Source organism: Colwellia sp. 75C3, assembly GCF_002836255.1.
Classification (GTDB): Bacteria; Pseudomonadota; Gammaproteobacteria; order Enterobacterales; family Alteromonadaceae; genus Colwellia.
In genome coordinates this window covers 26,735-52,400 of record NZ_PJAU01000060.1, presented here as the reverse complement: position 1 = coordinate 52,400, position 25,666 = coordinate 26,735, and the positions used below count along the sequence as shown (strand labels likewise).

The 25,666-nt window shown below is 37.8% G+C and carries 19 protein-coding genes; 9 read left to right on the top strand and 10 right to left on the bottom strand.

Annotated features, from left to right (window positions below):
* Positions 1–124 precede the first annotated feature (124 nt).
* The 3 genes from CXF85_RS19610 to CXF85_RS19600 all read right to left on the bottom strand — a co-directional run bounded on the left by CXF85_RS19610 (position 125) and on the right by CXF85_RS19600 (position 2,998).
* Positions 125–1,675: a DEAD/DEAH box helicase gene (locus tag CXF85_RS19610; RefSeq protein ID WP_101230338.1), complete on the bottom strand. Its 1,551-nt coding sequence runs from the start codon at positions 1,673–1,675 to the stop codon at positions 125–127.
* A gap of 344 nt (positions 1,676–2,019) precedes the next feature.
* Positions 2,020–2,328, bottom strand: a complete 309-nt coding sequence (locus tag CXF85_RS19605) for a hypothetical protein (RefSeq protein WP_101230337.1) — start codon at positions 2,326–2,328, stop codon at positions 2,020–2,022.
* 1 nt (position 2,329) lies between these two features.
* Complete coding sequence (locus CXF85_RS19600) at positions 2,330–2,998, bottom strand: OmpA family protein (protein WP_101230336.1); 669 nt, start codon at positions 2,996–2,998, stop codon at positions 2,330–2,332.
* Between the two features lie 473 nt (positions 2,999–3,471).
* On the opposite strand from CXF85_RS19600, the gene CXF85_RS19595 reads away from it, so the two are divergent.
* From CXF85_RS19595 to CXF85_RS19580, 4 genes are all read left to right on the top strand, one after another.
* Positions 3,472–4,581, top strand: coding sequence for a c-type cytochrome (locus tag CXF85_RS19595; RefSeq protein ID WP_101230605.1), 1,110 nt, complete (start codon positions 3,472–3,474; stop codon positions 4,579–4,581).
* A 379-nt stretch (positions 4,582–4,960) separates the two neighbouring features.
* Positions 4,961–5,233, top strand: coding sequence for a GIY-YIG nuclease family protein (locus CXF85_RS19590; RefSeq protein WP_232771275.1), 273 nt, complete (start codon positions 4,961–4,963; stop codon positions 5,231–5,233).
* 332 nt (positions 5,234–5,565) lie between these two features.
* Positions 5,566–6,696 (top strand): methionine aminotransferase, encoded by a 1,131-nt coding sequence (locus CXF85_RS19585; RefSeq protein ID WP_101230604.1) that lies wholly within the window; start codon positions 5,566–5,568, stop codon positions 6,694–6,696.
* Positions 6,684–7,478, top strand: a complete 795-nt coding sequence (locus CXF85_RS19580; protein WP_101230334.1) for an amidohydrolase — start codon at positions 6,684–6,686, stop codon at positions 7,476–7,478. The genes CXF85_RS19585 and CXF85_RS19580 overlap by 13 nt, the downstream gene beginning before the upstream one ends.
* Positions 7,479–7,706: 228 nt before the next feature.
* Here CXF85_RS19580 and CXF85_RS19575 read toward each other — a convergent pair whose 3' ends face one another.
* Positions 7,707–10,625: an insulinase family protein gene (locus tag CXF85_RS19575; protein WP_101230333.1), complete on the bottom strand. Its 2,919-nt coding sequence runs from the start codon at positions 10,623–10,625 to the stop codon at positions 7,707–7,709.
* A 379-nt stretch (positions 10,626–11,004) separates the two neighbouring features.
* Positions 11,005–12,270: a M20/M25/M40 family metallo-hydrolase gene (locus tag CXF85_RS19570; protein ID WP_232771291.1), complete on the bottom strand. Its 1,266-nt coding sequence runs from the start codon at positions 12,268–12,270 to the stop codon at positions 11,005–11,007.
* A 375-nt stretch (positions 12,271–12,645) separates the two neighbouring features.
* Here CXF85_RS19570 and CXF85_RS22845 point away from each other — a divergent pair, with 375 nt between their 5' ends.
* On the top strand, positions 12,646–12,795 hold the full coding sequence (locus tag CXF85_RS22845; RefSeq protein WP_157829141.1) for a hypothetical protein: 150 nt from the start codon (positions 12,646–12,648) through the stop codon (positions 12,793–12,795).
* Positions 12,796–13,275: 480 nt separating this feature from the next.
* Positions 13,276–14,799, top strand: a complete 1,524-nt coding sequence (locus CXF85_RS19565) for a DUF3360 family protein (protein WP_101230331.1) — start codon at positions 13,276–13,278, stop codon at positions 14,797–14,799.
* A 254-nt stretch (positions 14,800–15,053) separates the two neighbouring features.
* Here CXF85_RS19565 and CXF85_RS19560 read toward each other — a convergent pair whose 3' ends face one another.
* Positions 15,054–15,638 (bottom strand): chalcone isomerase family protein, encoded by a 585-nt coding sequence (locus CXF85_RS19560; protein ID WP_101230330.1) that lies wholly within the window; start codon positions 15,636–15,638, stop codon positions 15,054–15,056.
* Positions 15,639–16,406: 768 nt separating this feature from the next.
* On the opposite strand from CXF85_RS19560, the gene CXF85_RS19555 reads away from it, so the two are divergent.
* Positions 16,407–19,046, top strand: a complete 2,640-nt coding sequence (locus CXF85_RS19555) for a hypothetical protein (RefSeq protein ID WP_101230329.1) — start codon at positions 16,407–16,409, stop codon at positions 19,044–19,046.
* 70 nt (positions 19,047–19,116) lie between these two features.
* Here CXF85_RS19555 and CXF85_RS19550 read toward each other — a convergent pair whose 3' ends face one another.
* Positions 19,117–20,766 (bottom strand): sensor histidine kinase, encoded by a 1,650-nt coding sequence (locus CXF85_RS19550; protein ID WP_101230328.1) that lies wholly within the window; start codon positions 20,764–20,766, stop codon positions 19,117–19,119.
* A 31-nt stretch (positions 20,767–20,797) separates the two neighbouring features.
* Positions 20,798–21,739: a DUF3369 domain-containing protein gene (locus CXF85_RS19545; RefSeq protein ID WP_101230327.1), complete on the bottom strand. Its 942-nt coding sequence runs from the start codon at positions 21,737–21,739 to the stop codon at positions 20,798–20,800.
* Positions 21,740–22,195: 456 nt separating this feature from the next.
* Between CXF85_RS19545 and CXF85_RS19540 the strand changes: the two genes are divergently transcribed.
* On the top strand, positions 22,196–22,681 hold the full coding sequence (locus CXF85_RS19540; protein ID WP_101230326.1) for a VOC family protein: 486 nt from the start codon (positions 22,196–22,198) through the stop codon (positions 22,679–22,681).
* A gap of 235 nt (positions 22,682–22,916) precedes the next feature.
* Here the strand turns inward: CXF85_RS19540 and CXF85_RS19535 are convergent, their stop codons facing one another.
* Together CXF85_RS19535 and CXF85_RS19530 are read right to left on the bottom strand one after the other, a co-directional pair.
* A complete protein-coding gene (locus tag CXF85_RS19535; protein ID WP_101230325.1) occupies positions 22,917–23,396 on the bottom strand; it encodes an FKBP-type peptidyl-prolyl cis-trans isomerase in 480 nt (159 codons plus the stop codon).
* 254 nt (positions 23,397–23,650) lie between these two features.
* On the bottom strand, positions 23,651–24,724 hold the full coding sequence (locus CXF85_RS19530; protein ID WP_101230324.1) for a type 1 glutamine amidotransferase domain-containing protein: 1,074 nt from the start codon (positions 24,722–24,724) through the stop codon (positions 23,651–23,653).
* Between the two features lie 193 nt (positions 24,725–24,917).
* Here CXF85_RS19530 and CXF85_RS19525 point away from each other — a divergent pair, with 193 nt between their 5' ends.
* The gene (locus tag CXF85_RS19525) at positions 24,918–25,616 is read left to right on the top strand and encodes a DUF3334 family protein (RefSeq protein WP_101230323.1); all 699 of its coding nucleotides are present in this window, start codon (positions 24,918–24,920) and stop codon (positions 25,614–25,616) included.
* Positions 25,617–25,666 lie beyond the last annotated feature (50 nt).

Sequence of the window (25,666 nt, the reverse complement as noted above, 5' to 3'; positions counted from 1 at the left end):
GGGTGTATATATTTTAACCAGGCAAGTTTTGTCTTAGCCAATAGAATAAACAGGCTGTATCTCAGGGCATATTTCAAACAAAAAAAAGAGCCGTTAAGCTCTTTTTTATTTATTCATAGGTTGTTTATGCCTTAGCACTGACATCTTTTACCGTTAAGTCTTGCATTGCAATTGCCGTAATCAAACTACTTACTCTAGGCAATAAACCTCGAATTGATTGGTTTTCAGCATGCATTGTTTCAACTAACTTAGTGCAGCTATCAACTAATGCATCACTGTAGGCAAAGCCTATCAAAGCTACAATCTTAACCATAGCTAATTCATCAAGCATCTTAGTGCTTTCGTCTTGCTGATCGTAGACGATATTCACCAATTCAATAGTACTGACGAATTTTTCCATTCTAGGATTAAGCCTGACTAACGATTTAGCTCTTTTGCTCACGGTTTTATCAATAAGCTCTTTGCTAGCCGTTAAAGGATTCGGAATTTTTTTACGTATAACAGGTGATTTCTTTTTAATAACCTTACGTTCTATCGAATCTGAGTAACTAAACTCTCCATCGACAAACTGAGATATATTGGTCACGCTCAACCTTTCAGACATAATCGCAGCAGATTTGGCTGTTTTACGAGTAAAATCTCGATAATCTTCAGCAAAACCATGGGTGGATATACATTGGGCTAAATCCAATATTAATGCATTAGCCTTACCCTTTGATGCGCGTAAACAACGGCCGATAATTTGCAAATACAATCTTAATATTTTGGTAGGTCGCGCTAAAACAACACAATCCGTTGTCGGGTCATCAAATCCTATGGTAAGCATAGACATATTGATGATTAACCTAACTTCGTTCGATTTATATCTACGGATACTTTCATCATTAGCATCGCCTGCTCTCTGAGAGTGAACAATTTCATGTTCAACACCGAGTAAACCAAAAGCCTCAGATAGCGACTCTACATGTTTAATGGAGTTAGCAAACAGCATAACTTTACGACCATGAGAAAGTGCATCATCAATGGTTTGCTGCGCAACTAAAGAGCAATGTTCCAGTAATATACAATCTAAACCAGAGACACTAAAGTCACCTCGGTACATTTTAACCGTACTATAATCTATCTCTTGAGATAGGCTAGGCACTTTGTAAACGGGCTTAGCTAATTCACCCAATTCAATCAGATCTTTAGTCGTGGTCTCTTCAATCAACTTCATCGACTTATCAATATAGACGCCAAGTCTGTCAATAGGTGTGGCAGTAAGGCCGATAATCATGTCTGGAGATAGCTCTTCACGCATAGCTATATAAACGCCACCCATGCAGCCTACATGATATTCATCTCGAAGTAGTACATCACACTTTATATTTAGGTGCTTTCTTCTAGCAAATGACTGCTCCATAATAAGAGTCACATCACCGCCAGCTATATACTTATAGCCTGATTTAACAACACTAACAGTCAAACCATTAACCGTAAGCGTATTTAATAATTGCGGGATCAACGCAGCATTACGTAGACTTACTACGATATTCTTTTCGGGCATTGCTTGGCACAATTTGAGTATACAGATACTCTTACCACCACCTGTAGGCAGTGCGATAATGGTGTTTTCACCTGCGCCAATCGCCTTATTTACGCTGTTTGTCTGATAATCTTTTTCTAATATCTGCATGCCATACCACTCGGGCTTGTTTCTAGTCTTGGTCTTGTTAAACCACTGAGTTCTACATCTACGTGTTTACTACGCAAGTCCTTTACAATAAGACTTATATTTGGTGCAACACAAGTCCCATAGAAAAGGGGGCACCATTATATACTGAAATGACTGCAATATGCAGAATTCAACGATTCATTTTTTAAAAAATAAATTAGCACTGTATTTTAATGCTTTTTGAGGGGCTAACGTAGCGGCGAACATAGCTTAATAAAACAGCAGGATTCACCCCCACGCCAACATATTCAAATTTAACAAGTGGCCTTTAACTTAAGAGTTAACTATTGGCATATTGTTAATTCTTATATTGCAGAGCAACCTTTCAGCATCAATGCAGTATTAACACCTGTTTTTACGTTGCCAAAATAGCTAGCAGTTTTTGAACTATCTAAGTTGCTACTATCAATACCTATCATGCCAGTAATTTGTTCTAATGCTGGAAATGAGTTTTTGTCTTGGTCATAAGCGTCAAAAGCCGTTGCTATTTTCTCGCAAGTAAACATGTTCGCCATGCCATCTGCCGCAGCATTTTTTATCGCATTACTTGTCTGACAACCAACTAAAAATACTGTCGTTAGTGCAATAATACTCGTACTAATTTTTTTAATCATTTTATGACTCCACGATAGGTAATAAGGTAATTTCAACACGACGGTTAATTTCACGACCTTCAGTTGTCTTGTTGTCTGCTACAGGTTGTGCTTCACCAAAACCAACTACTTCAAGACGTTCATTCATAATTTTTTGTCCACGAAGATATTGAGCGACAGAGCTTGCACGGTTTTCAGATAACTTTTGGTTGTGCTGAGCTGAACCACTAGAATCTGTATGACCCGAAACGACAACTAATGTTTTGTTAAATTCTTCAATAACTAGAGCAACAGAATTCAAAACACTGGTAAAGTTGCTATTGATGTCAGCGCTGTTCGTTGCAAAAGTAATATTACCCGGCATGATCAAGTTAATTTTGTCACCGTCGCGTTGAATACTTACACCACTATCACGTAGCTGCTTGCGCAATTTCGCTTCTTGAGAATCCATATAAAAACCAATACCACCACCGATAGCTGCACCACCTGCTCCTGCGGCCAAAATACGTTTGTTACGTGTATTACTGTCTTCATCTTTATTTTTGATATAGGCAACAACAGCCGCTAGGCTAGCACCCGTTGCAGCGCCGATAGCCGTTTTGCTTGTTTTACTGTCACCTGTGTAAGGGTCAAATGTTGAACAAGCTTGTAATAATAAAAGGGCTGAAGCGGTAGTGATAATTTTTTTCATTGGAGATCCTGTATTAGCCTTATAACAACTTCTGAGAAGCGAGGGCTATTAATAAATTATTTTATGAGGTTATTGCAGCGAATACTTTCTAATATGAATTAAAGACACAAAAAAACCCGATGAGTAGTCGGGTTTAAAGATGGTGCTAAAACGCACAAATCTAAGCTTGGTGAATTTTATACTTAATAGGTATTACATTCAAGTTTACCCCAATGATAACTCAACTACATTGTTGTAATATTTATAATTTGAGCATTACCTTTCTGCAAACCTCGTTAATAAGAAGTTTACTTTTAATAAACTTAGTTTCAAATAACTAAGTCAACTTAACCGTAAGAATTATTGCTTTATTTTTATAAAACGTCTGGAATTTGTTACGAAACCTTTCACCATGAAGGTAGACATTGCTTCTTACCTTTATGCTCGTTAATCTATTAACTAATCCTTATTATAAAAAATATAAAAAAATAAATATGATGCCATTATTTTTCCAAAAAACATTACTGGTCGGCTGCTTGTTAGGTTTGATTTCGCCTATTGAGTTGTCAGCTCAAGATCACGAGTTAGGCACGTTACCCCCACCAAGAACACTCACAGAGTCTCAAGCAAAGGTTGCCTCGAAAAACTACCAAAAATATTGCTCACTATGCCATGGCGAAGACCGACAAGGTCATAAAAATGATCACGCCCCTTCCCTGCGTAGTAAAAGCTTGTTCGAATCAGGTGTTCCTCACGCTATTTTAAGACCGATGTCTTATGGTAGAAAAGGTACCGCGATGGGCGGTTACCTAGATGAAGTCGGTGGCCCTATGACACTAGATGAAACATGGGATTTAACTTACTGGTTATTTGAACAAGCCGGTGTTGAACGATTAAAACTATCAACTAACCCTGTTCATGGCGATATTAAACGCGGTGAACAAGTTTATTTAGATAATTGTACCAGCTGTCATGGCGTGAAGGGGGAAGGAGTAACGGCTCCTGCGCTAGGTAATCAGTCTGCACTTGCTCACAACACCGATGAATTTATTCGTCACGCAATACAAAATGGCCGACAAGATACACCAATGCAACCATTTAAAGATAAATTATCAGCGCAAGACATCAATAATATTACCGCTTTTTTACGCAGTAAAGCACTGGGTTGGAAAGAAGAAAGAACCATACTTAAAGCGCTGCCAACACCAGAGCAATACGTTATCAACAAAAATGGTAATGATCCAAACTTTACCTTACAAGATGGAATGTACGTCTCATCAAAAGATCTAAACACCGCGTTATTGGCAAAGAATAAAATGGTACTGCTAGACACACGTGTTCCTTCAGTTTGGCAAACCGCACATATTGAAGGTTCAATTCCCTTCCCATATTATGCTGACCTTGATGAAACCGTAGAGGGCATTCCAAAAGATGTTCAAATTATTGCCTATTGTTCTTGCCCTCGTGCAGCAGCCGATTACACCATAAAAAAATTAAGAGACCGTGGTTACACCCGTACCGCTGTTTTATGGGAAGGCGTTTTTGGTTGGATGAATTTAGGTTATCCGGTAATGCGTGGTGATATTGAAAATATTGCCGACTAAGCAACAACAATAACGATAACGATAATAACGGACATTTTCAGCCATATAGATTTATCCAAAAGGGAGCGTACGCTCCCTTTTTTTACAATAAATATCAAATACATAGTAATCCACTGAAAGTTTCCGCCGTTACCTTATAAAAATAAAACACCAAAGCCCGTAACCATTTTTTATAACAGTTCCTTGATCCAGATCAACTTCTACTGCAAATAGTTAATCAATAGATATAAAGCGAGTGAATATCAATGTTTCCTAGCTAAATATGCGATAAAGTAACGCTATTGATACAATATTTAACAATTAGAGCTTACTTATGAGTATGCATAATTCACAGCAAAGTTTAATGCCTGACCCGGTTTCTTTTGGAAATGTCTATATAATGACGCATTCCATTTTCTCAGATGTCATTAAAATAGGCTGTACACCTGCTGATATTGTCGAATATACCAAATCACTTTCAGCGAAAAGTCCCGGCCAGTATGAGTTGTTTTTTTCGTTGCCCTGCGATAATCCATGTCAGATCACAAAACAGCTAAGAAAGCATTTTGACGCTAAACAATACATTAATGAGTTTTATGAAGTTTCTCCAGAAGCAGCAAGAAATGCCTTAAAAAGAGAAGTCATGAAAATACCTGTTTTAAGTATCCATTAAACAATTACCCTAACGACTCGAATAATTAATGCTGGTGGCTTGATTACGATTTCTCCCAAAAGGTCGTTATCCGCCACTTATCTCAAGCTTTCCTTTTGTCTCCCTTTATCCCCTCTTAGCTAACACTGACCGTTAAATTTTTGTAGTCAGCGCTTAACTGCTGATAACGATTGAACTAATAAGCCGTTAGCCTTAACATTCCCCCATAGGTTCTCTGTCTATTTAAAAAATAGCCACTTGAACACTCATTACTTAACGTAATCAAGGGGTCTTTTGTGTCATCATCTTTTATCAGTAAACTGCCCAACGTAGAAACCAGTATTTTCACTGAAATGTCGATAATGGCTAATCAGCATCAAGCCATTAATTTATCTCAAGGCTTTCCAGAATTTGATACCCCTGCTTTTTTAAAAGATAAAATTAATCAAGCCATCAGTGAAGGCAAAAATCAATATTCCCCCTCAAACGGTTTACCTGACTTATTAACTGAAATTGCCAACATGATACATAGACAGTATCAAACGCATTTAGCCGATGAACAGAGGCTTGATGGGCTAAACAACGTTACTATTACCTCAGGCGCTACCGAAGCATTATGGGTCGCAATACAAACCCTGGTGCGCCAAGACGATGAAGTTATTATTTTTGACCCAGCCTACGACTCTTATGAGCCTGCCGTTGAACTTGCTGGGGGCATTTGTCGCCATATCGCACTTGATGCGCCAAGTTATGCAATAAACTGGGCTGCGGTAGAGCAAACCATTAATGCCAAAACACGCGCGATTATTATCAACAGCCCACACAACCCGACAGGCTCAATACTGAGTCAGTCGGATTTGAGTTCGCTACAAGCTTTGGTTGAGAAATATAATTTATATGTCATCAGCGACGAAGTTTACGAACATATGACTTTTGATGGTTTACGCCATGAGAGTGTTTTGCGTTACCCTGACTTATTTAAACGTGCCTTTGTCGTTTCTAGTTTTGGTAAAACCTTTCATTGTACTGGCTGGAAAATGGGTTATTGCGCCGCACCCGGTGCGCTTATGGCTGAATTTAGAAAAATTCATCAATACGTTACCTTTTGCTCATTTACGCCGGCACAAATAGCCATTGCGCAAATGTTAAAAGAACAACCAGCCCATATCACCGCGTTAGCAAGTTTCTATCAGCAAAAAAGAGACGTACTTATTAACGCACTGAAAGACTCTCGTTTTACGCTATTACCTTCACAAGGTACTTATTTCTTATTACTGGATTATTCAGCAATATCAACACTTAATGACCGTGAGTTTTGTCAATGGCTAACCAAGGAAATAGGCGTTGCCGCCATTCCACTCAGTCCATTATATCCAGCAGAGCAACGAGAGGCTTATCATCGAGACAACAAAGTCATCCGACTTTGTTTTGCTAAAAATGACGATACCTTACTTAAAGCAGCGGAAATATTATGTCAACTTTAACCATAGCAGCCGTGCAATACGATATTCAGTGGTTGGATCAACAAGCCAATTTTAATCATTTAGAACAACTCATTGAAGATCACTTTACTGACAATGCAGCTGCCGACTTATTATTGCTACCCGAAACATTTTCGACTGGCTTTTGTATTAACAGCAGTGACGTGCAAGAACCTGAAGATGGCGGCCTTGCTTTAGCCTGGCTAAAGAAAATAGCGAAACAATATAACTGCGTCGTTGCTGGCAGTGTTTTAGTCAGCCAAAACGATAAAAAGGCAAATCGCTTTTATTGGGTATTTGCTGATGGCACCGTTGAACAGTACGACAAACGTCATTTATTTCGTTTGGGTAAAGAGCAAGACTATGTTGAACAAGGCCAAAACAGAAAAGTAATCACTATTAACGGTATCAAAATCCTGCCATTGGTTTGTTATGACTTACGCTTTCCTGTTTGGTCAAGAAATCGCCAAGATTATGATTTGATGGTCAATGTCGCTAATTGGCCTGCGGTACGACGTAATGTTTGGGATACGTTGCTAAAAGCACGGGCAATGGAGAATCAAAGCTTTGTTGTTGGCGTTAATCGCATAGGAGAAGATGGGAGAAAAACCCCTCATTCTGGTGGCACAACTATCATTGATTTTACCGGTGAAACTATTGTTTCTGCCGCTGATAATCAACAGCAGATAATTACCACGCAACTCGATTTTAGCAAGCTTGAGCAATTCAAACACGACTTCCCTGCCTTTTTAGATGCTGATGAGTTTGAGTTACCACTGCCCTAAAAAATTGGGGCACATAATACCAGACCTTAGATTAAACAATACTGCTAGGGCTTCCTATGTAAAGTCACAGGTAGGATATAGGGAAAGACACGTTAAGCCCAAAAATGGACAGAAATGGACAAAAAAAGGCCTCGTATAATGAGGCCTTTTTGATCAAGTAACTAAATAAAGTTAATTATTATTCAATTGTTTAAGTTATTCATTAAAGAATTGAATAAAGGGAAATAATTATCTTACAACCTTTTTAAGTTCATTGGTAAAACATTGCTCAGTGCGACAAATACTCTTGTCTTTTAAAGCTTGCTGGTAATCTTTATCACCTTGATGGGCAGTACCAAAGCTTCGCACAATAATAGGTTGAGTTTTATCTATTACTGAAGAGAAAAATACTTTCATATCGCTATGGCTTAACTTTTCAACTTCAGCAACAATTGTTTCTTTGCTATTAAAATCAAACATCTTGTCATTAATTTCTGACCAGTAATGTCGTGTGCGCTCATTTAAGTTTTTATCTTTGGCTTGTAAATCTTTAATCAGCCCTTGTTTGTATCCATCAAATTTTTCAGCGGTCATCTCATTTAATGTTACTTTAAAATCAGTCATGAACTGGTCTATACGACGTTTTAATTCAACAGGACCGGCTTTAGGCGACTGAACTAAAAAAGATAAACCCGGTAAATTTTGTAACTTGGTATTTCGTCCACTGACTATATAGCCAAGTTGCTGATCGGTACGTAGAGACTTAAAGAAAGGAGCGCTAATCATGCTACCAAATAAACCATATTTAGCGCGATTAGCAAATGAATCATCATTACTAATGTAGCTTTCAACGATGGTTGAATCGTTATGGTCTACCACTAACTCTTGAATCAATTCATGACTAGTGTTGTTTAACTTAACAACTTTATTAGCGCGCTCTTTAGCAGTAGAGTTTGCCATATTAAGCGCATGAAGCGTTTTGCCCAATTGAACAGACTCTGCTTTGAGCATATTACCGTGTACCAATACTTCCACTTCAATTGCCTTATGGAAATTATTAATATATTGCGCTAGCTGTTTTGGTGTTACCGTTGAAAGTGCGCTGGCTAATGCTTTAGCTGAATAGCTTTTAGTATACTGCATTTGTCTTAACGCTGAACGTGCTTGGCTGTAAGGGCGATCAAATTTAGCATTACTCCATTGTCGTACTAAGCGCTCTTTGTGTAAATTAAAAGCGGCTTCATCAATGGTCAAATGTCGAATACGTTTATTAATAGTACTTAGCAACATGGCTTGTTTTTCATCATAGCCACTTACGCCAAAACCCATTCCTGCACTAGTAGACCAAACGTTATAATATAATTCAGCTTCTTTAGCTGGATAACCAAACTCATTTAAACTGTCTTTTAATAACGCACTGTAAAGATAGTTTTGAGCACGAGATAAAACATCTTTTCCTGCTTGGTCAGAATATATCTGTACGTTGACAGAGGCTTTAGGCACTTTAAACTCAGTGTCTTGCTTGTGCCACAAGGTAAAGCCTGACTTTTCAAAAACAACCACGGGGTTATTGGCATCAGACTCTATTTTTTTCATTGTTAGGTTAGTCGCAATAAACGGGTTAGCTGTTGGCAACGAAAAAGCAGCAACCGTTTTAGGTGATTGATAACGACTGATGTCTTCTGCACTGATTTTAGTCATTGAATAAGGCGTATTATATTCAGGCTGAACTTTATCCGTGGTTAAACCTTTAGCAACTAATACTAAGCGCATATTCTGGGGTGTTAACTGCGCCAAATACTCAGTAACTAATTGATGAGAATAGTTACTATACAAATACCCTTCATTTAAAATATTTTTTGGTGAAAAGTACTGTAACTGGCGCGAAAGATTACTCGCTGTATCTGCTGCACCCTGCTTTTCTAAAAAATCAAAGCTATTTTTTGAAATAGCTGCTTGCTCTTTAAAGTATTCTTGGTTGTATTGCCCATTTGATAACAGTGCTAAATAAGAAAATACCGCTTCAGTAACTTGTTTATAATCAGCTAGACCTTTAGCTGTCAGTGTCATACTTATGCTAACGCGATCATAATCATCAGGACCATAAGCGCCTGTACCTAAAGATTCTATTAATCCTTGGTTTTTTAGATGGCTATATAAGCTGCCTTTACCTTCTTGACCCAGTAAAGACGAGATAATACTCAAAGGCTTTTCTTTAAAATACTGAGTTGACTTGGTAACAGCAAATGCCAAGGTTAACTTTCGGGTATCTTTCATTGGTTCGATGTTGATTTTTACGCCTAACTGCTCAGCTAAATAAGGCTTAACCTTTGCCGGAGTAGATTTTGAACCGTTATTTGGAATAGCTGAAAACTTTTCACGTGCCCATTTCTCTAAGGTATCTAAGTCTTCACGACCCACTAATGAAAGTGACATACGACTAGCGCTATAGTTTTCTTTATAAAGTGCGGTTAAATCATCAATAAGTAAATCATTTTCGCGATCCGCTAAGGTATCTAAATTACCTACCGAAAATTGACTTGATGGATGTGCAGGGTTGCGGGTATCTTTTAATACTTCTCTAATGCGGCGAGCATCATCTTTAATTTTCATGCTGTATTCAGAATGAACCGCATTTTTCTCACGCTCAACGTATTGCTTATCTAAACTAGGTGAGATAAAAAATTGCGCAAAGCGGTCAGTGGCTTCTTCTAAAGAATTTTGATTTACTTGAAAATAATAATTGGTATGCTCTTGCCCTGTTCCAGCGTTTGATCTACCACCATTCGCTTTTAAATAATCATTGTATTCGCCTACTTTAGGGTATTTATCCGTACCTAGGAATAGCATATGTTCTAAGAAATGAGCAAGACCTTCGCGATCTTTAGGATCAGCCATATGACCTATATGTACGTCCATTGATGCAGCAGATTTATCAGCACTACTATCAGAAACTAGTATTACCTTTAGGCCATTATCGAGCTCTACATAACGGTATAAACGTTGATCATTTTGACTTTTAACCACCGTTTGGTTGGCTAATATCGTGTTAGCTAATACTGATTGAGTGTTAGCAGTAGACTCGGTAGTATTGCAACCACTAAGTGTACTAACACCTAATGCTGCGGCAACTAAAGTTGCGATTAAAGTAACATTGTTCTTTCTCATTTTTATCCTTGTAGTACTGACTTGAAGATCATGATTAATCAATAGTTTATAGTAATATACACATTACAATTGCGTTAGTGAACGTATTAAAGCCACAACATGTAACATAATATGAACTCAATTATTGCCCAGATATAAATGTAGCCAAAATAGCGAATATAAGCGCCATTTTTTGTATGCCCTATTCCTGTTTAGCTCGATTTTAACTACCAACTAGACGCAGGAGTTACGCTGAATAAGCACTCAGGTACACCTATAAAAGTAATTGTCAGATATGGGGGGTAAGTTTGCTGTCTTTCGATGAGTTTATTAGGGGAATTTAATAAACCCATCGACAATGTGCTGTTACTATTGTTTAACTTTTAGTTTAGCTGTTTGTTTACTTTTCATGTTTAGTGAGACGATAAATCAAAATGGCCGTTTTTTCGATATTTTTATCTAACGTGGTTAAATCAGCAACTTCATTTTTAGTATGTGCGCCAGAGCCCATCAAACCTAAACCATCAAGTGACATATCAACATGTTCCGCTGCAAATGAAATATCGGCTGCCCCTGCTTTTCGTGGATTAGCAGCTTTTACCTCGTTATATCCTAAATCTTGGCTGACTTGGCTATATAACGCCAATAAGTCTAAGTTACCTTGAGTGAGTGCCATCGGTGGATAACCCACTTCAAAGATCAGCTCTGCTTTAGTATGATTTAAGTTATTTTTAACAATGTTCTGCATAGTTTGTTTAGCACTTTTTAACTGCTTATTTGAAAGCGCTCTTAAATCACCTTTTACTTTAGTTTTTTGGGCTATAACATTACTTTTACCAAATGCTGATCCTGATGATTTAGCGACATCAAAATCTATACTAGTACCGCCGACTATCATGCCCGGATTAAAAGTTAGGTTTTCTTCTTGCTCTAACTCGGCTCTAAACGCCTCTAAAATACGTGCTGTTTCATAAATTGCACCATAACCAACTTCTTCATTAAATATTTGAGACGAATGTGCTGGTTTGCCTTCAACATTTAAAGTCCAACCGGTATAACCTCTACGCGCTGCCATACCTGTATTTATATTGTTATCACCATTTTCATAACCCAGCGCAATATCAGCCCAAATAGCGCCATCAACAATGACTTTTTTTGATAACGATAAAGGACGACCACTGCTCTCTTCATCGCCAGTTAACAGCACTTTAATACTGACATTATCGAGCAAGTTAAGTTTTTTTAATACCCGCATAGCAGAAATGATAATGGTATTACCACCTTTCATATCAGCAACACCAGGACCTGCAGCTTCTGATTCATTCAGCATTTTAAACGTTTGAAAATCATCGTTTTTGGCAAATACCGTATCGAGATGACCAATCATTAAAATTTTAACCGCGTTTGGGTTACTGCTTTGATGCGTCGCCAAAATATGACCTGCGCGATTAAAAGCACTACCATCAAGCCATTGCACATCAAAACCTATTGCTGAAAGCTGTTGCTTCGCCAATAAACCAACTTGCTTTACACCTTCAAGGTTCATTGAACCACTATTGATATTTACTGATTTTTCAATGTCTTTAAGTGATTGCGGCAAACCTAATGCCACTTGTTTAACGATGGCCTGCTCGTTGATATCTAGTGCTGTTTTTGCATAGACCATCGTAGCTAATGAAGATGTTAATGAAGCGGCTAATAAAACGAATAGGGTGGTGTTGATTATTTTAAACATCGGTATCTGACATTAATTTAAAGAGCATTTAATATCTATTAAAAGTAATTTTATTGCAAATCAATTAATTACCCCCTGCTAAACCTCCGAGTATCAATTGATAAACTAAATGGCATGGTGGTTACAATTTACTAGGTCAACCAAAATAATAACGCCCTTTTAGCGATCTCGATCCAAATAAAAACAATATTGGCGCAAATGGCATACTAATAGTCACTCAGTGCAAAGTCACACTCACAACAACCCTGTATCATTTACTTACTAACTGAAGCTCCTCAGTGACACTTAACAACAAGGTTAACAAGCATGAACACTAAAGACATTTCCCAAGCAGCATTATTTAAAGACGTTAACTTAGATAAAAAAGAAAGTAAAAATAGAAGTAAAATTATGATCCAGTATTATAAAGAACTAGGCGGAAACTTAAAGGGTAAAAGTAGCTTTACCCGACGATAAGAGGCTAAGTTTTTCTGTCTCCTAGTCACTTCTTGCTAGGACCATCGATAAAATCATTCTAAATTCTTAAGTATGCGATTTTCTCCTTTAATTTCGTTAGCATTAGCTTAATAAGCAGTAAGTGAAATGAATATGAAATAGTGTGCCCTAAGCTGAAATATTAGAGTCAGCATTTTATGTTCGTTTAACTAAGAGGCCACTATTATCATTGCGCCATTAATAAAATAATTCAGTAATAAATATCAATAGTACCGACCTATTTCTTCAACCCTTTTCTATTCTTCCTTTTTAACTGTTAAACGATATCTAATGAGACAATAGAGTAAAAGCTCACTTTTTAATCATCAATGCCCAATATTCGAGACTAATTGCCTAGGTTTGCCTGGCCTTTGCTGTTAGCTACACATGCTGCGTTGAGATAAAATATGTACAACTTAAATGATATAGCGCTTTTTTAGTAAGTGATCAAAAGGAATAATAATGGGCAATACATCAGAAGCATCGCATGAGAAAAAAGATGATCCTCAACAACATGGCGATGGGCTAAGTAACGATGAAGTTAGTTACCAGCAAAAACATAAGCCGAGTTCGGAATTTAATAGCCGAGAAGAATATTTAGAGCACGAATTGCAAATAATGGCGCCCAAACGTTGGCGACCTAATTTACCTTTTCGAGATTATCGATTTGAGTTTGAAGATACTATCCCAGCAATGGCAGCGACTATTGGTAAGGTGGTTATGGTCGGCGCAATAGCAGCAACCTTTGCCGCCTCTCTTGGACTTGATAAAGGCTTTATATTAGAAAATGTCCGCTATGAATTACTGATTGTTTCTTTCTTTATCATTCTTTTTTCAGGTTTTATATTACCTTCAGCGAACCTAGCAGGTACTCATGGTCCTTTAATTCCACTTATTCCTATTGTCGTTGCCGCCGGCGGTCATCCTATGGCACTTGGACTACTCATTGGTGCATTGGGTTTGATTTTAGCCATTAGTAAAGGCGGAAGTATGCTGGCTAACCTGACCAGTAAAGGCGTTTGCGGTGGTTTATTACTCTACCTTGGCTTTGTCGGTACCATTTCACAAGTTGATAAACTATTCACTTGGGCAAATGACATTGGCATGGCACACATTGCCTTTGTCGTTATTTTTTGTACGATAATATTATATGCATTGCTTGAACATTGGGGGAAACGTTGGTTAGCCGTGCCGCTAAGTTGTTTACTCGGCGGAACACTTGCCTTTGCGATGGGTGCGCCTTTTGAATTTCAAACTGGCCCAGGTTTACCTAACATGAATCCTATGTATTGGTGGGGCGAGAATACTGGTTGGATGCTTGGTTTACCTACCTTAGAAAGTTTTGTGGTGGTACTGCCTTTTGCTATTTTAGCGGTAGCAATGTGGTCGCCTGACTTTTTAGGGCATCAAGTATTTCAAAAAATTAATTACCCTGAACGCACTGAAAAAGTACAAATGAACATTGACGATACCATGACAAGTGCGTCTATTCGCCAAACCTTTGGCTCCCTGTTAGGCGGGGCAAACTTCACCTCGTCTTGGGGCACCTATATAGTGCCAGCAGCTATCGCTAAAAGACCTATTCCTGCAGGTGCTCTACTTACGGCGCTGTTTTGTATCATAGCTGCGCTATGGGGTTATCCTATGGATTTGGCAATATGGCAACCTGTGCTTTGTGTGGCATTAGTGGTGGGGGTATTTATCCCGTTGCTTGAAGCTGGCATGGAAATGACCCGTGAAGGTAAAACAACACAGTCAGCGGCTATTGTGGTTTTTTCTTCTGCACTGGTTAACCCAGCGTTTGGTTGGGCGTTAACTATGCTGCTAGACAACCTTGGTTTAGTTGGCTGTAAAGAGCGTAGTTCAAAATTAAGTAAGATGAGTCGTTGGGTTATACCAAGCATTATGTTTGTTGTGTTAACCGGCGTAATGGCATCGGTTGGTATGTTACCGGGTATTCCGGCATTAATACCAAATTTAGGATAAGAACAAATAAGGGCGCTAAATGCGCCCTTATTTGTCAAAACATTGATAATAACTTTTCAACAAATTAGTTTTTAATAAATTAGTTTTTAATAAATTATACCAATTCCGATAAGTTTCTGATCTTGTTGTACGAAGTGAAAATATTTCAGGACAAGGCGCTTGATTGAGCAATAGCTGGCTATTGGGGTTGAAAGCAACGCCGTCATGGAGAATTTTAGCCAGTACAAGTGGTCAATAATTTAACGGAATTGGTATTAGTAACCGAACATATCTCTTTGTAAATCTGTATCAACAGGATCACTACCCAACCAAATTGATAATAATGCTTGGCGAAAGGCCTCATTATTAATGCTAATTAAAGGCTTATTATTTTTTAATACGTGAACACCTAAACCAGGTTCGCTGATAAAAGTAAATTGATCCTGTTTTTTTATTGGTGAGTCAAAAACAGAAATAAACTCAATAATATGCGCATCAATTTCTTTGCTTTTGCCATCTGTTGCAAGCTCAAAGCCCTGCTCAATTGAATCAAGCATTCTTTGAGAAGTAATAAGACCGGAAACTATATTAAGTCTTATGGCGTTAATATTAGGATGATGAATCACTTTATAACTATCCGTTGCGCTTAGTTTACTACTATCTATATATTCCTCGCTAAACAAACTAGCAACGTAGAGATCTATGAAAAACTTGCTACGAATACCTGCACCTCGAGCTAAAAGGGTTTTATCCTCAAAAGGGATAGACTCAGCAATTTCAACATCACTAACAGTTTTGGCGCTGACATTAACCGTGAAGCTCAAGATAAGAATAGCAACGGTAGTTATCAATAATTTCATCATATTTCCTCGTAGGTTACCCTTAATAAACTTCACATTCGCAGCTTTGATACTTAATGATAACTACGACATAACAATGAGTAAGGGATTTAAGAGCTTAAGCATAAGAGATAGAGGTTAACAGTCTTAATGAAAAAACGATGTAATACATTTCAACTAAAGAGTTCAATAGTGTAATTAAATTAATAACTTGCAGCAGCTTTAGTGCTCTTTTTTTAACGAGTGATTAACGCTATGGTTGAAGTAGAAGTTATCGGGCTAAGATTACAATGGGACTACACAAAAAGAGAGATGAGCACTGCCCTTTTCAATTTCTAGCGCTCACACTCAATGAAAATATAAATAAGCAATGCTGGGTTTACAGTGAATATCTGCGTTATTTATTAACCAAAGTTGTCCATCAAAAGCGATAACCTTCGATTTCATTGCGATTACGTCGAAATTTCGTTCGAAATGCAAGATTACATTTCATCTAGCAGCGTTGAGGAATTCCTTCTGGGTATCGTTACCACAGTGACAAATCAATTAAATTTACTCTATCCAATGCTTATTGCTTCGAGTTATTACTGCCCCCTCATTACCATTAAAAGCAATATAAGCTAATGCTTTTATTGGTAAATCATAGTCAAGACATGTCATATTCTGCTTAGCTAACTTCATCTATGCTTGCTTCAACTATGTAACATATAGTTACTCATTACACTTGAATGTATACAATATACCTATATAGTAACGACCATCTTTTAACACATCATTTTCAGGTTAAGCATGAACTTAAAACCAACGTTGTTATCACTGGTTGTTGCCAGCGCGATTTTATCTGGCTGTAATAGCACAGCTGAAACATCATCAACTCTTTCTAAAGCAACTTATGCAGAGCTAGCTATACCGCAAGGCTCATTAATTCCCGTCTCAAAGACAATTCCACATCCGTCTGAAATGAACGTTGATGTTACTGCCAGTGGACGCGTGACAACGCTAAATAGTATTGAAGTCGTTAAGGTGGGTAAAAATATCCCTTATACCTACAGTTCTGGTAGGGTCAATAATACCCCTGGTTTTGACTGGTACGTAAGTAAACATTTCGCCCTGAAAAGTAATAGACCTGAAGATCAGGTTGTCTTGTATATGGAGCTATTAGAAAGCTCATTTCCGCATTACATCGAACTTTTTGGTATGACACCGCCAGATTTAGAAAATAAACGCATGGCTGCCGTATACGGTTCAAGTAAAAAAGAAACTAAAATATTCGTTACCGACGATAATTTAACGCGAGGTATCAGCGCGGGTGGCGAAGCTATGTTCTACAACCTTGTTGGTTATAGTTTCCCTAGTGCTCGCGAGCAACATCAACGATATATAGTGGTTCATGAGCAAGGGCATGTCTTTCAAATGTCGTTAATGGATTACCCTGGTTGGTTGCCAACTTGGTTTACCGAAGGTACCGCAGATGCTTTGGCTCATCATTATTACGATCCTGAGAAAAAACAATTAAAAGTCATGGTGTTTGATCGCGCATCGCCTATGGATTATATACGCCTAGGTTTAAAACAATATGAAGCGTTAAATAGTCCGAAGATTGAGGATATGACCAATAACCCGCAACTCTATCGTGGGGTGAATTTTCTCATTGTTCACTTTATGTTGGACGATCCTGACAGGTCTCATAAATTTAAAGCATACCGCGATGAAATGGCCACCATGCGTCAATCTGATTATGGTGATGGCAAAGCATTGTCACAGCAATTGATGATGGATATTTTTGGCGATTGGAACAAAGTTGAAACAGAGTTTGCTGAGTTTGTTGCCAGTATTGATAAAACCTTTAATCCAGCTGCTGGACCTTGGGAGCAAGACGGTAATAAGTTATGGGTACGGGTATTAAATAATAGTTATGAACATGGTGCTCCTCGCATGGATGTCCTTTTAAAACCGGGACAACAGCCATTTTATAACGCATTTAAATTTGACCAACCCTTAGCTGAAATGTCGTCTTTGGTTACTAAACCTGCCCGTGGTGTAGAAAATCCGACGTTATCACTCGCGATTGACTACTTACCTGATCACTTACACCGTGGTCATGCCGGCATTGGCTTAGGTTTGAAAGTTACTGAAGAAAACCAAAAACGATTAAAAGTTGATAAAAAAGTTGGCGCTTTTGATCAAAAATCATATAAACCACAAGAAGATGAACTCCTGCAAATTAAAGTCGTTAAAGGTAATACCCTTGTTGTTAATGCGCTGTCTTTGGGCGGAGAAGATATCAGTTACGCTATTCCTGTAGCAATGATTGCTGACTTAGAGTCACAGAAACAACCTAAGTTAGGCTTGTCGGTAACCATTAATGATGACCATTTATTTATGGTGCTTAAATCGGAAAACAGCCAATATGAAGAGAGATTCTCAATATCAACTTCCGTAAAAGAAAAACTACTTGATAGAAATATGGCAATACTGGCTGAAAATGCAGAACATAGACTAACCGCATTTTTTGACGAAGGCAGAGACCTTAATCCTGTGCCAAGAGACTTAACAGCAAACCTTGAAGTTAATCCATGGGCAAACCCTGCAGATCGCGCTATTAGTCGTTTATTTAGAGCAATGTGGCGCTTAGGTGACAAGGTGCCTAATGAATTAACTGCCATGTATGAATTTATGGTGGCAGCAACGCCAAAAGATCGTGTAACGCAATTAGCCTCGTTAGATAAACTGAATAATGCTAGCGCAAGTTTAGTTGCTGCTATTGTTAATTCAGGTGCGAGTAAAGATAAAATTAACCATGCATTAAAAGAGCTTTCAGGTTTACACTTTCGCTTAGAATGGCGACAAGAGAAGGCAAATGGTGAACAAGTAATTTCAGCCGTATTGCGTAATCAAGGTGCTTCCGTTGCGAATGCAAAAATCACAGTTACTCAACAAGGAAATAAAGCATTAAGTAAAGAACTTGTGTTAGCAAGTGGCGATAAAACAATGCAAGACTTAGTGACTACAGCGACGACTCGAGCAAGTAAACAAGTGATAAATGCCAAAGCCATTGTTGAGTGGCAAGGGCAGTTTATTGAGTTAACTGAGCAACAAGGTGCACGAGTATACCCTTGGTCGTCAATGGCTATTGTGAAAGAGGCAAAAGTTACTGATAACCAAGTATCAATTACCAGTGAATTTAGAGGACCACATGCGGGCACAACTAAAGGTAAAATAATGGTACAAGCCTACCCTTCAGATATCTATGAAAGCTCATATTTTGAAGAAGAAGTTACCATGGCGCCATACGAGATCCGTCAGTTTACTAACAAGTTCACGCTAAAATCAGGGGCAGTAGCTAAACCTAGTGCGATTGATGTTACCTTTGAATTGGTGATTGATGGTGAGCCAGTGTTGATCAATGAAAGATCTGAGGTTAAATAAAAAGCGTATAGCCTCAGAATTTGCTAGCTCCTCTCTTATATCAAAAGAGAGGAGCTAGTTAACAATAATACTAAGATAGTGGAGTATCAACTTTCCCATTACAAGGAAATATGACTGTAAACTTACTGCCGCAACCTTGCTCAGATTGACAGGATATTTGACCCAATAGTTTTTGCGTAACCAAGTTATAAACTATGTGCAGACCAAGTCCCGTACCACCTTTGTTCCTCTTAGTAGTAAAAAAAGGTTCAAATATTTTTTCCCTGTCCTGCTCGTTCATACCTCTGCCGTTATCATTTATGGTCAACTCAATTAAATCTACTTTCTGTGTTGCCATAATGGTGATTATGCCACCTTGTTCTTCCTCAAATGCGTGGAAAAATGCATTAATAACCAAGTTGGTGATGATCTGAGCTAAGGCACCTGGATAGATGTCACAAATAATATCAGTGTTAATATCGACGATAACATCTACATTGTGATATTTATAATTAGGCATGATTGAATCAACCACAGCCTGTACATTTTCTTTGAGCATAACACTACGCATTTCGTCATGAGTTTTATCCACGGCAACTAACTTAAAGCTTTTTACTAAACCAGCTACTCGCATAAGATGAGTAAAAATCAAGCCACAACTTTGTTGAAAAACCTTCAAATATGCGTCCAATTGATCTTTAGATAAACGATTATTATCAATACATTCGCCCAAATGCTGTATTTCCTCCTGCAAACTAGTAATGGCTGTTATTCCTATGCCTACTGGTGTATTAATTTCATGCGCAACCCCCGCAACTAATGCCCCTAATGATGCCATTTTTTCCGACTCGACAAGTTTTTCTTTCGCGCTTTCCATCATTTCAAGTGATTCTGTTAATTGTATATTTTGCTTCAGGACTTTTTCAGTCTGTAGGTCAACCTCTTGCTTTAACATCACTATAAATTGCTGATTAACTTTATTTTTCAATCGAAAGTTAAGGACTAATACGATTAATAAAGCAATAAAGCTTGTTAACGCGACTATGGTCATAAAATGATGGGTCTGTACCGTAAGTTGAACCTTTTGGCTTGTTCGCTCCTCTTGCAGTCGATAAAACTCATTAATGTGTGACATTATTTCTGATTTAGCCATTAAGTAATCTTCACCATAAAGAAAAGCAAGCGCCGACTCCCTCTTAGTAGAAAGGGAATAACTTGTTTGATCTAGCAGCGCACTTTTTATTTTATTAAAGGCTATAAATTCCAAATCGGTAAGCTTATCAGATGCTTTTTGTGATATTTTTAATTGCTCAAATTCTTGCTGAGTAAATCCAGCCTGTGACATTAACTTTTGTAAGGGAAGTTGGTCACCATCACTGAAAGGCGCTTGTCCCTTCGCAGGCATTAGCATATCCCAATAAACACGATGATAATTTTTAGGTCGCGGCAGAGTGCCATTTCGAATGGCAAGTATCTGGGTAAAGAAATTCAAATATTTCTGTTCACCAGTGACCGCATAGGCGCGTGCCATCAGTGTTAGTTGATCTGAACTTAATCTAAGTTGCTCAGTGAGCAAGTAAGAAGAATAACGATTTTCACTCGCTTTTTGTAACGCTTGCATAGAATGATAAGAAATAAATGAAAATGTAGCGGCGAGTAGAGCCAATATCAAGGCTAGATAATTTAGCTTAGAACTCCAATTTAGTGCTTCGCTTTGCCGTTCACTGTGCCGTTTAGACATAACCTGCTACCTCATTGTCATGGCTATTTATTTACTTGCGATAACACTGTGCAATGTGATGCATAAAGAGTTCAATAATATTGACATCATCTCTGCTTTTTTCAAGATATTCGATTTCATCCAATACAATAAGATAATTAGTAGACTTGTTAGCAATATAGCCAAAAAATTGATTATTCTTCTCGAAAAATCCACTTTTATGTTCCGTTAACAGAGGCTCAAAAAGTTGAATATCAACAATATCACCGAGCTTACAACCTTTTTGATTTACATAGTTGCCTGATGCGTAAATGATCAACGCCTGCTCAGGATGCTGATTAGTATAACTGGCGCAAAGATAGCTTCGAGAGCAAGTCATTAAATCCATCAGTAAGTTAATAATACCGTTGCTGTATGCCTCTACGGGTCTTAGATGATAGCTTTGGCTATCACTACGCACTATTTCAGTGAGTTTATTGCAAGTAGTCTCAATAGTAACAATATCGTTATATGCCCTTAGACATGAATGCATTAAGGTATTTAATTTTCGATTTGTTAATTCAGTTTTTTCCTTGTAGTCATTAATGTCATATTCCACCATAACTAGCTCTTCGGGTGCATCACCTGGTTGGCCTGTGCGTAATACAATACGCACTCGATGATCTCTTTTAACACGCCTTATCCAATTTGCTACTTTTAATCCAGCGTCACTACTTTCCATGACTACATCAAGTAATATTACGGCAATATCATCACGTTTATCTAAGAATTCAATCGCTTCTTGACCAGAATAAACACTCAATATATTCAAACCAACACCGTTAAACAGGTAGTTGCGTAATGCCAATTTTGTAACATCGTGCATACCCGGTTCATCATCGACGATAAGTAAATTGTATTTTTCTGGCTCAGACTTGTTGCTCTTATCGGGATCAGTATCGATATCTTCGGTAAATAAGAAATTGTCGTCACTATTAGCTGTTGGGATAACCACGCTTTTATTCCTATAAGATAGTGTTAAATGGCAACGGAGCACACTTTCTTCCGTTCGGCTGAAGAGCCTCTATAGGTAAGCATAGATTAAATTTATAAATATATGTATTCAAAATAAAATATGCGGATTGTCTCATCAGTACCTTTACTGAAATAGCCTCGAGAACACTTTTATGAATTGAAAAATACGCTTGTTTTCCACGTCCAGGATTACAAAAGGCATCACTTAGCTGTCGCGCGTTTAGCCCCCTTATCTTTTGAGTGTCGGTGTCACCGCGAAAAATTATTTAAATTTCCTCTGTCCTCTTATCTCTTATCTTTCACAAAAATCATTACAATAAATTATCATAACCATTAACTAAGATAATTTTACATGATTAATAACTATCCCTATAATTGCCTCATTGAAACGCACAACGAACAACGAACAATTAATCTAACTTTTTTGGAGCATATTATGAAAATGAATCACGTAGGTCTTATGGTTGGCAACATGGATAAAGCTGTTGAGTTTTATACCAAAGCACTTGGCCTTAAAATTGTAATGAATAACACTAAAGTCATTGAAGAGCGTGAAACCGCGATAGGAAAAATGTGTATCGCTGTATTTGGCGAAGGTTTCAAAGGTTTTAATATCGCTCATTTATTAACAACTGATGGTATTGGCATAGAACTTTTTGAAATGAAAGAACGCCAAGAGCGTCATGATGTTGATTTTACTCGATTAGGCATTTTCCATTTTTGTCTACAAACTGATGATTTTGAAGCTGCTATCGCAAGAACTGAAGAGTTTGGCGGTAAAGTAAGAATGGACATAATGCGCTACCATCCAGAAGATGACAGCAAGCAAGCCAAAATGGTTTATTTAGAAGACCCTTTTGGTAACTTATTTGAACTTTACTCGCATAGCTATGAAGAGACTTACGCTTCTGACTACGAGTAAGTTCTACATTTAATCATAAGCGGTAAAGTAAACTGATTATATAACTTCCCCAAAGAAATTATGACAAAAAAGGCGAAGCAGAAATGGTTCGCCTTCTTACTTTTAGCTTTGTTTGAAAATGTTAATATTACACTGTATCAACAAGTGCCAGATCTACTTGAAAAAACACTGGAATGAGTGGAGACAATCCCCCCTCCATTTGATTATTTGATTACTTGATTAAGTGATTAAATAACTAGTCCTGACAACGTGCATCCACAAGTGTGATTTGTGAAATAAGCACGCTATTGGGCGCAACTCCTGATGAACCTCTGCTGCCATACGCTAAATGGGGCGGTATATACAGCTCCCAGGTTTCACCAACCTTCATCATAGGCACACCTTCACGCCAGCCTTTAACCATTTTAGCTAGCTGAAACTTATCGGGGCCACCACGTTGATAACTACTGTCGATAATTTGTTTTGATTTAGCTGACACCATTTGATAGTGCACGGTTACTTTATAATCAGGATCAGGTTTACAACCAGCACTTTGCTCTAAAATTTTGTACTGCAATCCTGAGTCAGTGACGACAACGCCCTCTCGTTTAAGGTTCTTGGAAAACCAGTGAGCATTGATTTGTTCTGGGCTATACATGCCCCCAGAGTTATTTGAACTGGCGCAACCAAACATCAAGGTACAAGCAACACTGACAAGAAAAGTGCGTATTAACATCTTTTTACTCTGTTATAACGAATAGAGAACTGATTTTATAGCTAAGTTATATCAAAGTCATGACATTAAAATAATGACTTTGAAGTAGCCAATTAATCTTATGCAACACACAGTTGTTGTAATGGGGTAACCATGTCTCATTTATTTACCGTATTTTTTGTTATTCAGACTCTGCAAGTAGAAACAATAAACCTAATAACCAAGGAGCTTATTAGGTTTAGCATAAAGCCTGTATGACCTTTAATTCAATGTATTTAATTCAATTGTTTAAGTTGATTTGCAAGACTTAGTAAGTCAATGCCTTTACCGATATCGAACTGCATAAAGGCTAAAACACTGTGCATTACAATGAGAATACGTTGATAAGCTTGTGGTTTTTGTTTTAGTTCATTGTTTGCTGCATCAAAGCCGTGCGAATCGTATGTTATTAACAGTTCGATAGCATGCTCTTCAGGTGTACGTTCTCTGCTTTTAGGTTCATAACCAATTTCAGCCACTACTTTTTCAGCCAGTGTCCAGACAGACCAAGGATTTTGACCAGTGATTAATTTTCCATCTTGAGTCACTTTCTCTAAATAGGTTGTACCTGCCTGAAACTTGGCGCCTTGTTCAATCAATTTATCTTGCAGTAAAAAGGGGAAGATTTCTTTCGCGTCAGCAATTAAAAATAGTTCTTCTTCGTTAGTAAATCCGCTGACCTTCTTGTTCGACAGTAACATTTCACCATTGTCTAACTCAACATTAACAAGCGCTGCAGGACCATGACAGACGGCACTCACTACTTTATTGTTTTGATAAAGTGTTTTAGCAATGTTTTGCACATGATCATTATCAGGGAAATCAAACATAGTCCCTTTGCCACCGACAAAATACACCGCTTCATAATCGTCAGGGTTTACGTCTGCTAGAGCAATAGTTTTGGCCACTTTTTGCTGCATAGTATCATCATTTAAAAAGGCATAATCATACGCTCCCATATCCTCTCCATCGATCACTACTGGCGGTTTACCTCCTTTTGGACTCGCGATATCCACCGTAAAGCCATTCGCAGTAAACACCCAGTAAGCACGAGCTAGTTCGGTATGCTCATAACCAGTATCTTTGTCTTCACCCATTTTATCTACGCTAGTCACCACGGCTAAAATTTTCCCACGGTACGCTGGAATATTTTCGGTGATGTAAGGTAAGTCACTTATCTGCGTGTTTTTTATCGCCACAAAGTGGGCTTTTTCGGGTAATAAACTTTTAACCCAAGATTTAGCGCCATACCCTAAACCAGTCAATAGGATAGCGAAGGTTATTAAGGTAATTATTATTTTCTTAAGCATGTGCGTTGTTCCTTTTAATGTCATTAACGCTAGCTTATAAAACAGTAGGTGAAACAAATGTGAAATGGTTCAGCCTTCATGAAAAGACTAAAATTTATGATGAGTGGCTTGATAAGTTATTAATATAATAATGAATGCTGCTATAGTTAAAGTGAGATTAACAAATAATTTAAACTCTAAGGAATAGGTTGTAGTGAATAAAACTAAAAAAAATAAAACAATCAATACAGATCAAGTGCTTATTACTTTATGTGAATCGGTTTGTGAAGTACTAACTAAAGCCAGTGGTAATAATATTACCTATTCAGCCATGGTACAGAAAATAACGAAAACATGCCTAAGACCGGATGTTTCTAGTTTTGTACTCTTTGATGGGGGATTTAATGGCATCGTTGTAACTAATTTTACCGCCGACGCCGCCTTAGAAATTTATCAAGATTATATGCGTAATATGGGCATGCCTGAGTCAGAAATTTCAAATAGTCATATGTCTGACGATGTAGCGAATGTCTTGGGTGAGTTAATGAACCAACTGGTTGGTGATTTTACCTTTAAAGTAAGAGAACAATTACAAACAACTATTACCCAAAGCCAGCCAAAAATGTTGTCAATCAACAAGTTAGTCCAAATTTCTGTTGATACCAGTATGGACCGGCCACAAATGCGAAGAGTTACCTTTACCACGGCAACCAACAAAATATTTTATCTAGAGTTTGCAATGGAGAAAACTGAATTTATTCAGTTACATGATTTTGAAGCAGCCAAAACGATTGACCCTGATGAAATATTAGCACAATCAGCTAAAGAGAAGGCTGAAGCTGCTAAAGCGCCAGATCCTGTAGAGCCAGAAGATGACGCTGATGATGATTTTATGGCATCACTGGGTTTATAAGTAAAAGAATTTAGTACTAAAATACTTCAGGGTGCACTGCTATTGACGCA

Excerpts from the sequence above, each read along its gene's own strand:
- CXF85_RS19600 (WP_101230336.1), bottom strand. The coding sequence starts at position 2,998 with ATGAAAAAAATTATCACTACCGCTTCAGCCCTTTTATTATTACAAGCT.
- CXF85_RS19530 (WP_101230324.1), bottom strand. The coding sequence starts at position 24,724 with ATGCTTAAGAAAATAATAATTACCTTAATAACCTTCGCTATCCTATTG.
- CXF85_RS19610 (WP_101230338.1), bottom strand. The coding sequence starts at position 1,675 with ATGCAGATATTAGAAAAAGATTATCAGACAAACAGCGTAAATAAGGCG.
- CXF85_RS22845 (WP_157829141.1), top strand. The coding sequence starts at position 12,646 with ATGAACACTAAAGACATTTCCCAAGCAGCATTATTTAAAGACGTTAAC.
- CXF85_RS19585 (WP_101230604.1), top strand. The coding sequence starts at position 5,566 with ATGTCGATAATGGCTAATCAGCATCAAGCCATTAATTTATCTCAAGGC.
- CXF85_RS19605 (WP_101230337.1), bottom strand. The coding sequence starts at position 2,328 with ATGATTAAAAAAATTAGTACGAGTATTATTGCACTAACGACAGTATTT.
- CXF85_RS19575 (WP_101230333.1), bottom strand. The coding sequence starts at position 10,625 with ATGAGAAAGAACAATGTTACTTTAATCGCAACTTTAGTTGCCGCAGCA.
- CXF85_RS19580 (WP_101230334.1), top strand. The coding sequence starts at position 6,684 with ATGTCAACTTTAACCATAGCAGCCGTGCAATACGATATTCAGTGGTTG.
- CXF85_RS19560 (WP_101230330.1), bottom strand. The coding sequence starts at position 15,638 with ATGAAATTATTGATAACTACCGTTGCTATTCTTATCTTGAGCTTCACG.
- CXF85_RS19540 (WP_101230326.1), top strand. The coding sequence starts at position 22,196 with ATGAAAATGAATCACGTAGGTCTTATGGTTGGCAACATGGATAAAGCT.
- CXF85_RS19555 (WP_101230329.1), top strand. The coding sequence starts at position 16,407 with ATGAACTTAAAACCAACGTTGTTATCACTGGTTGTTGCCAGCGCGATT.
- CXF85_RS19565 (WP_101230331.1), top strand. The coding sequence starts at position 13,276 with ATGGGCAATACATCAGAAGCATCGCATGAGAAAAAAGATGATCCTCAA.
- CXF85_RS19595 (WP_101230605.1), top strand. The coding sequence starts at position 3,472 with ATGATGCCATTATTTTTCCAAAAAACATTACTGGTCGGCTGCTTGTTA.
- CXF85_RS19535 (WP_101230325.1), bottom strand. The coding sequence starts at position 23,396 with ATGTTAATACGCACTTTTCTTGTCAGTGTTGCTTGTACCTTGATGTTT.
- CXF85_RS19590 (WP_232771275.1), top strand. The coding sequence starts at position 4,961 with ATGACGCATTCCATTTTCTCAGATGTCATTAAAATAGGCTGTACACCT.
- CXF85_RS19570 (WP_232771291.1), bottom strand. The coding sequence starts at position 12,270 with ATGGTCTATGCAAAAACAGCACTAGATATCAACGAGCAGGCCATCGTT.
- CXF85_RS19550 (WP_101230328.1), bottom strand. The coding sequence starts at position 20,766 with ATGTCTAAACGGCACAGTGAACGGCAAAGCGAAGCACTAAATTGGAGT.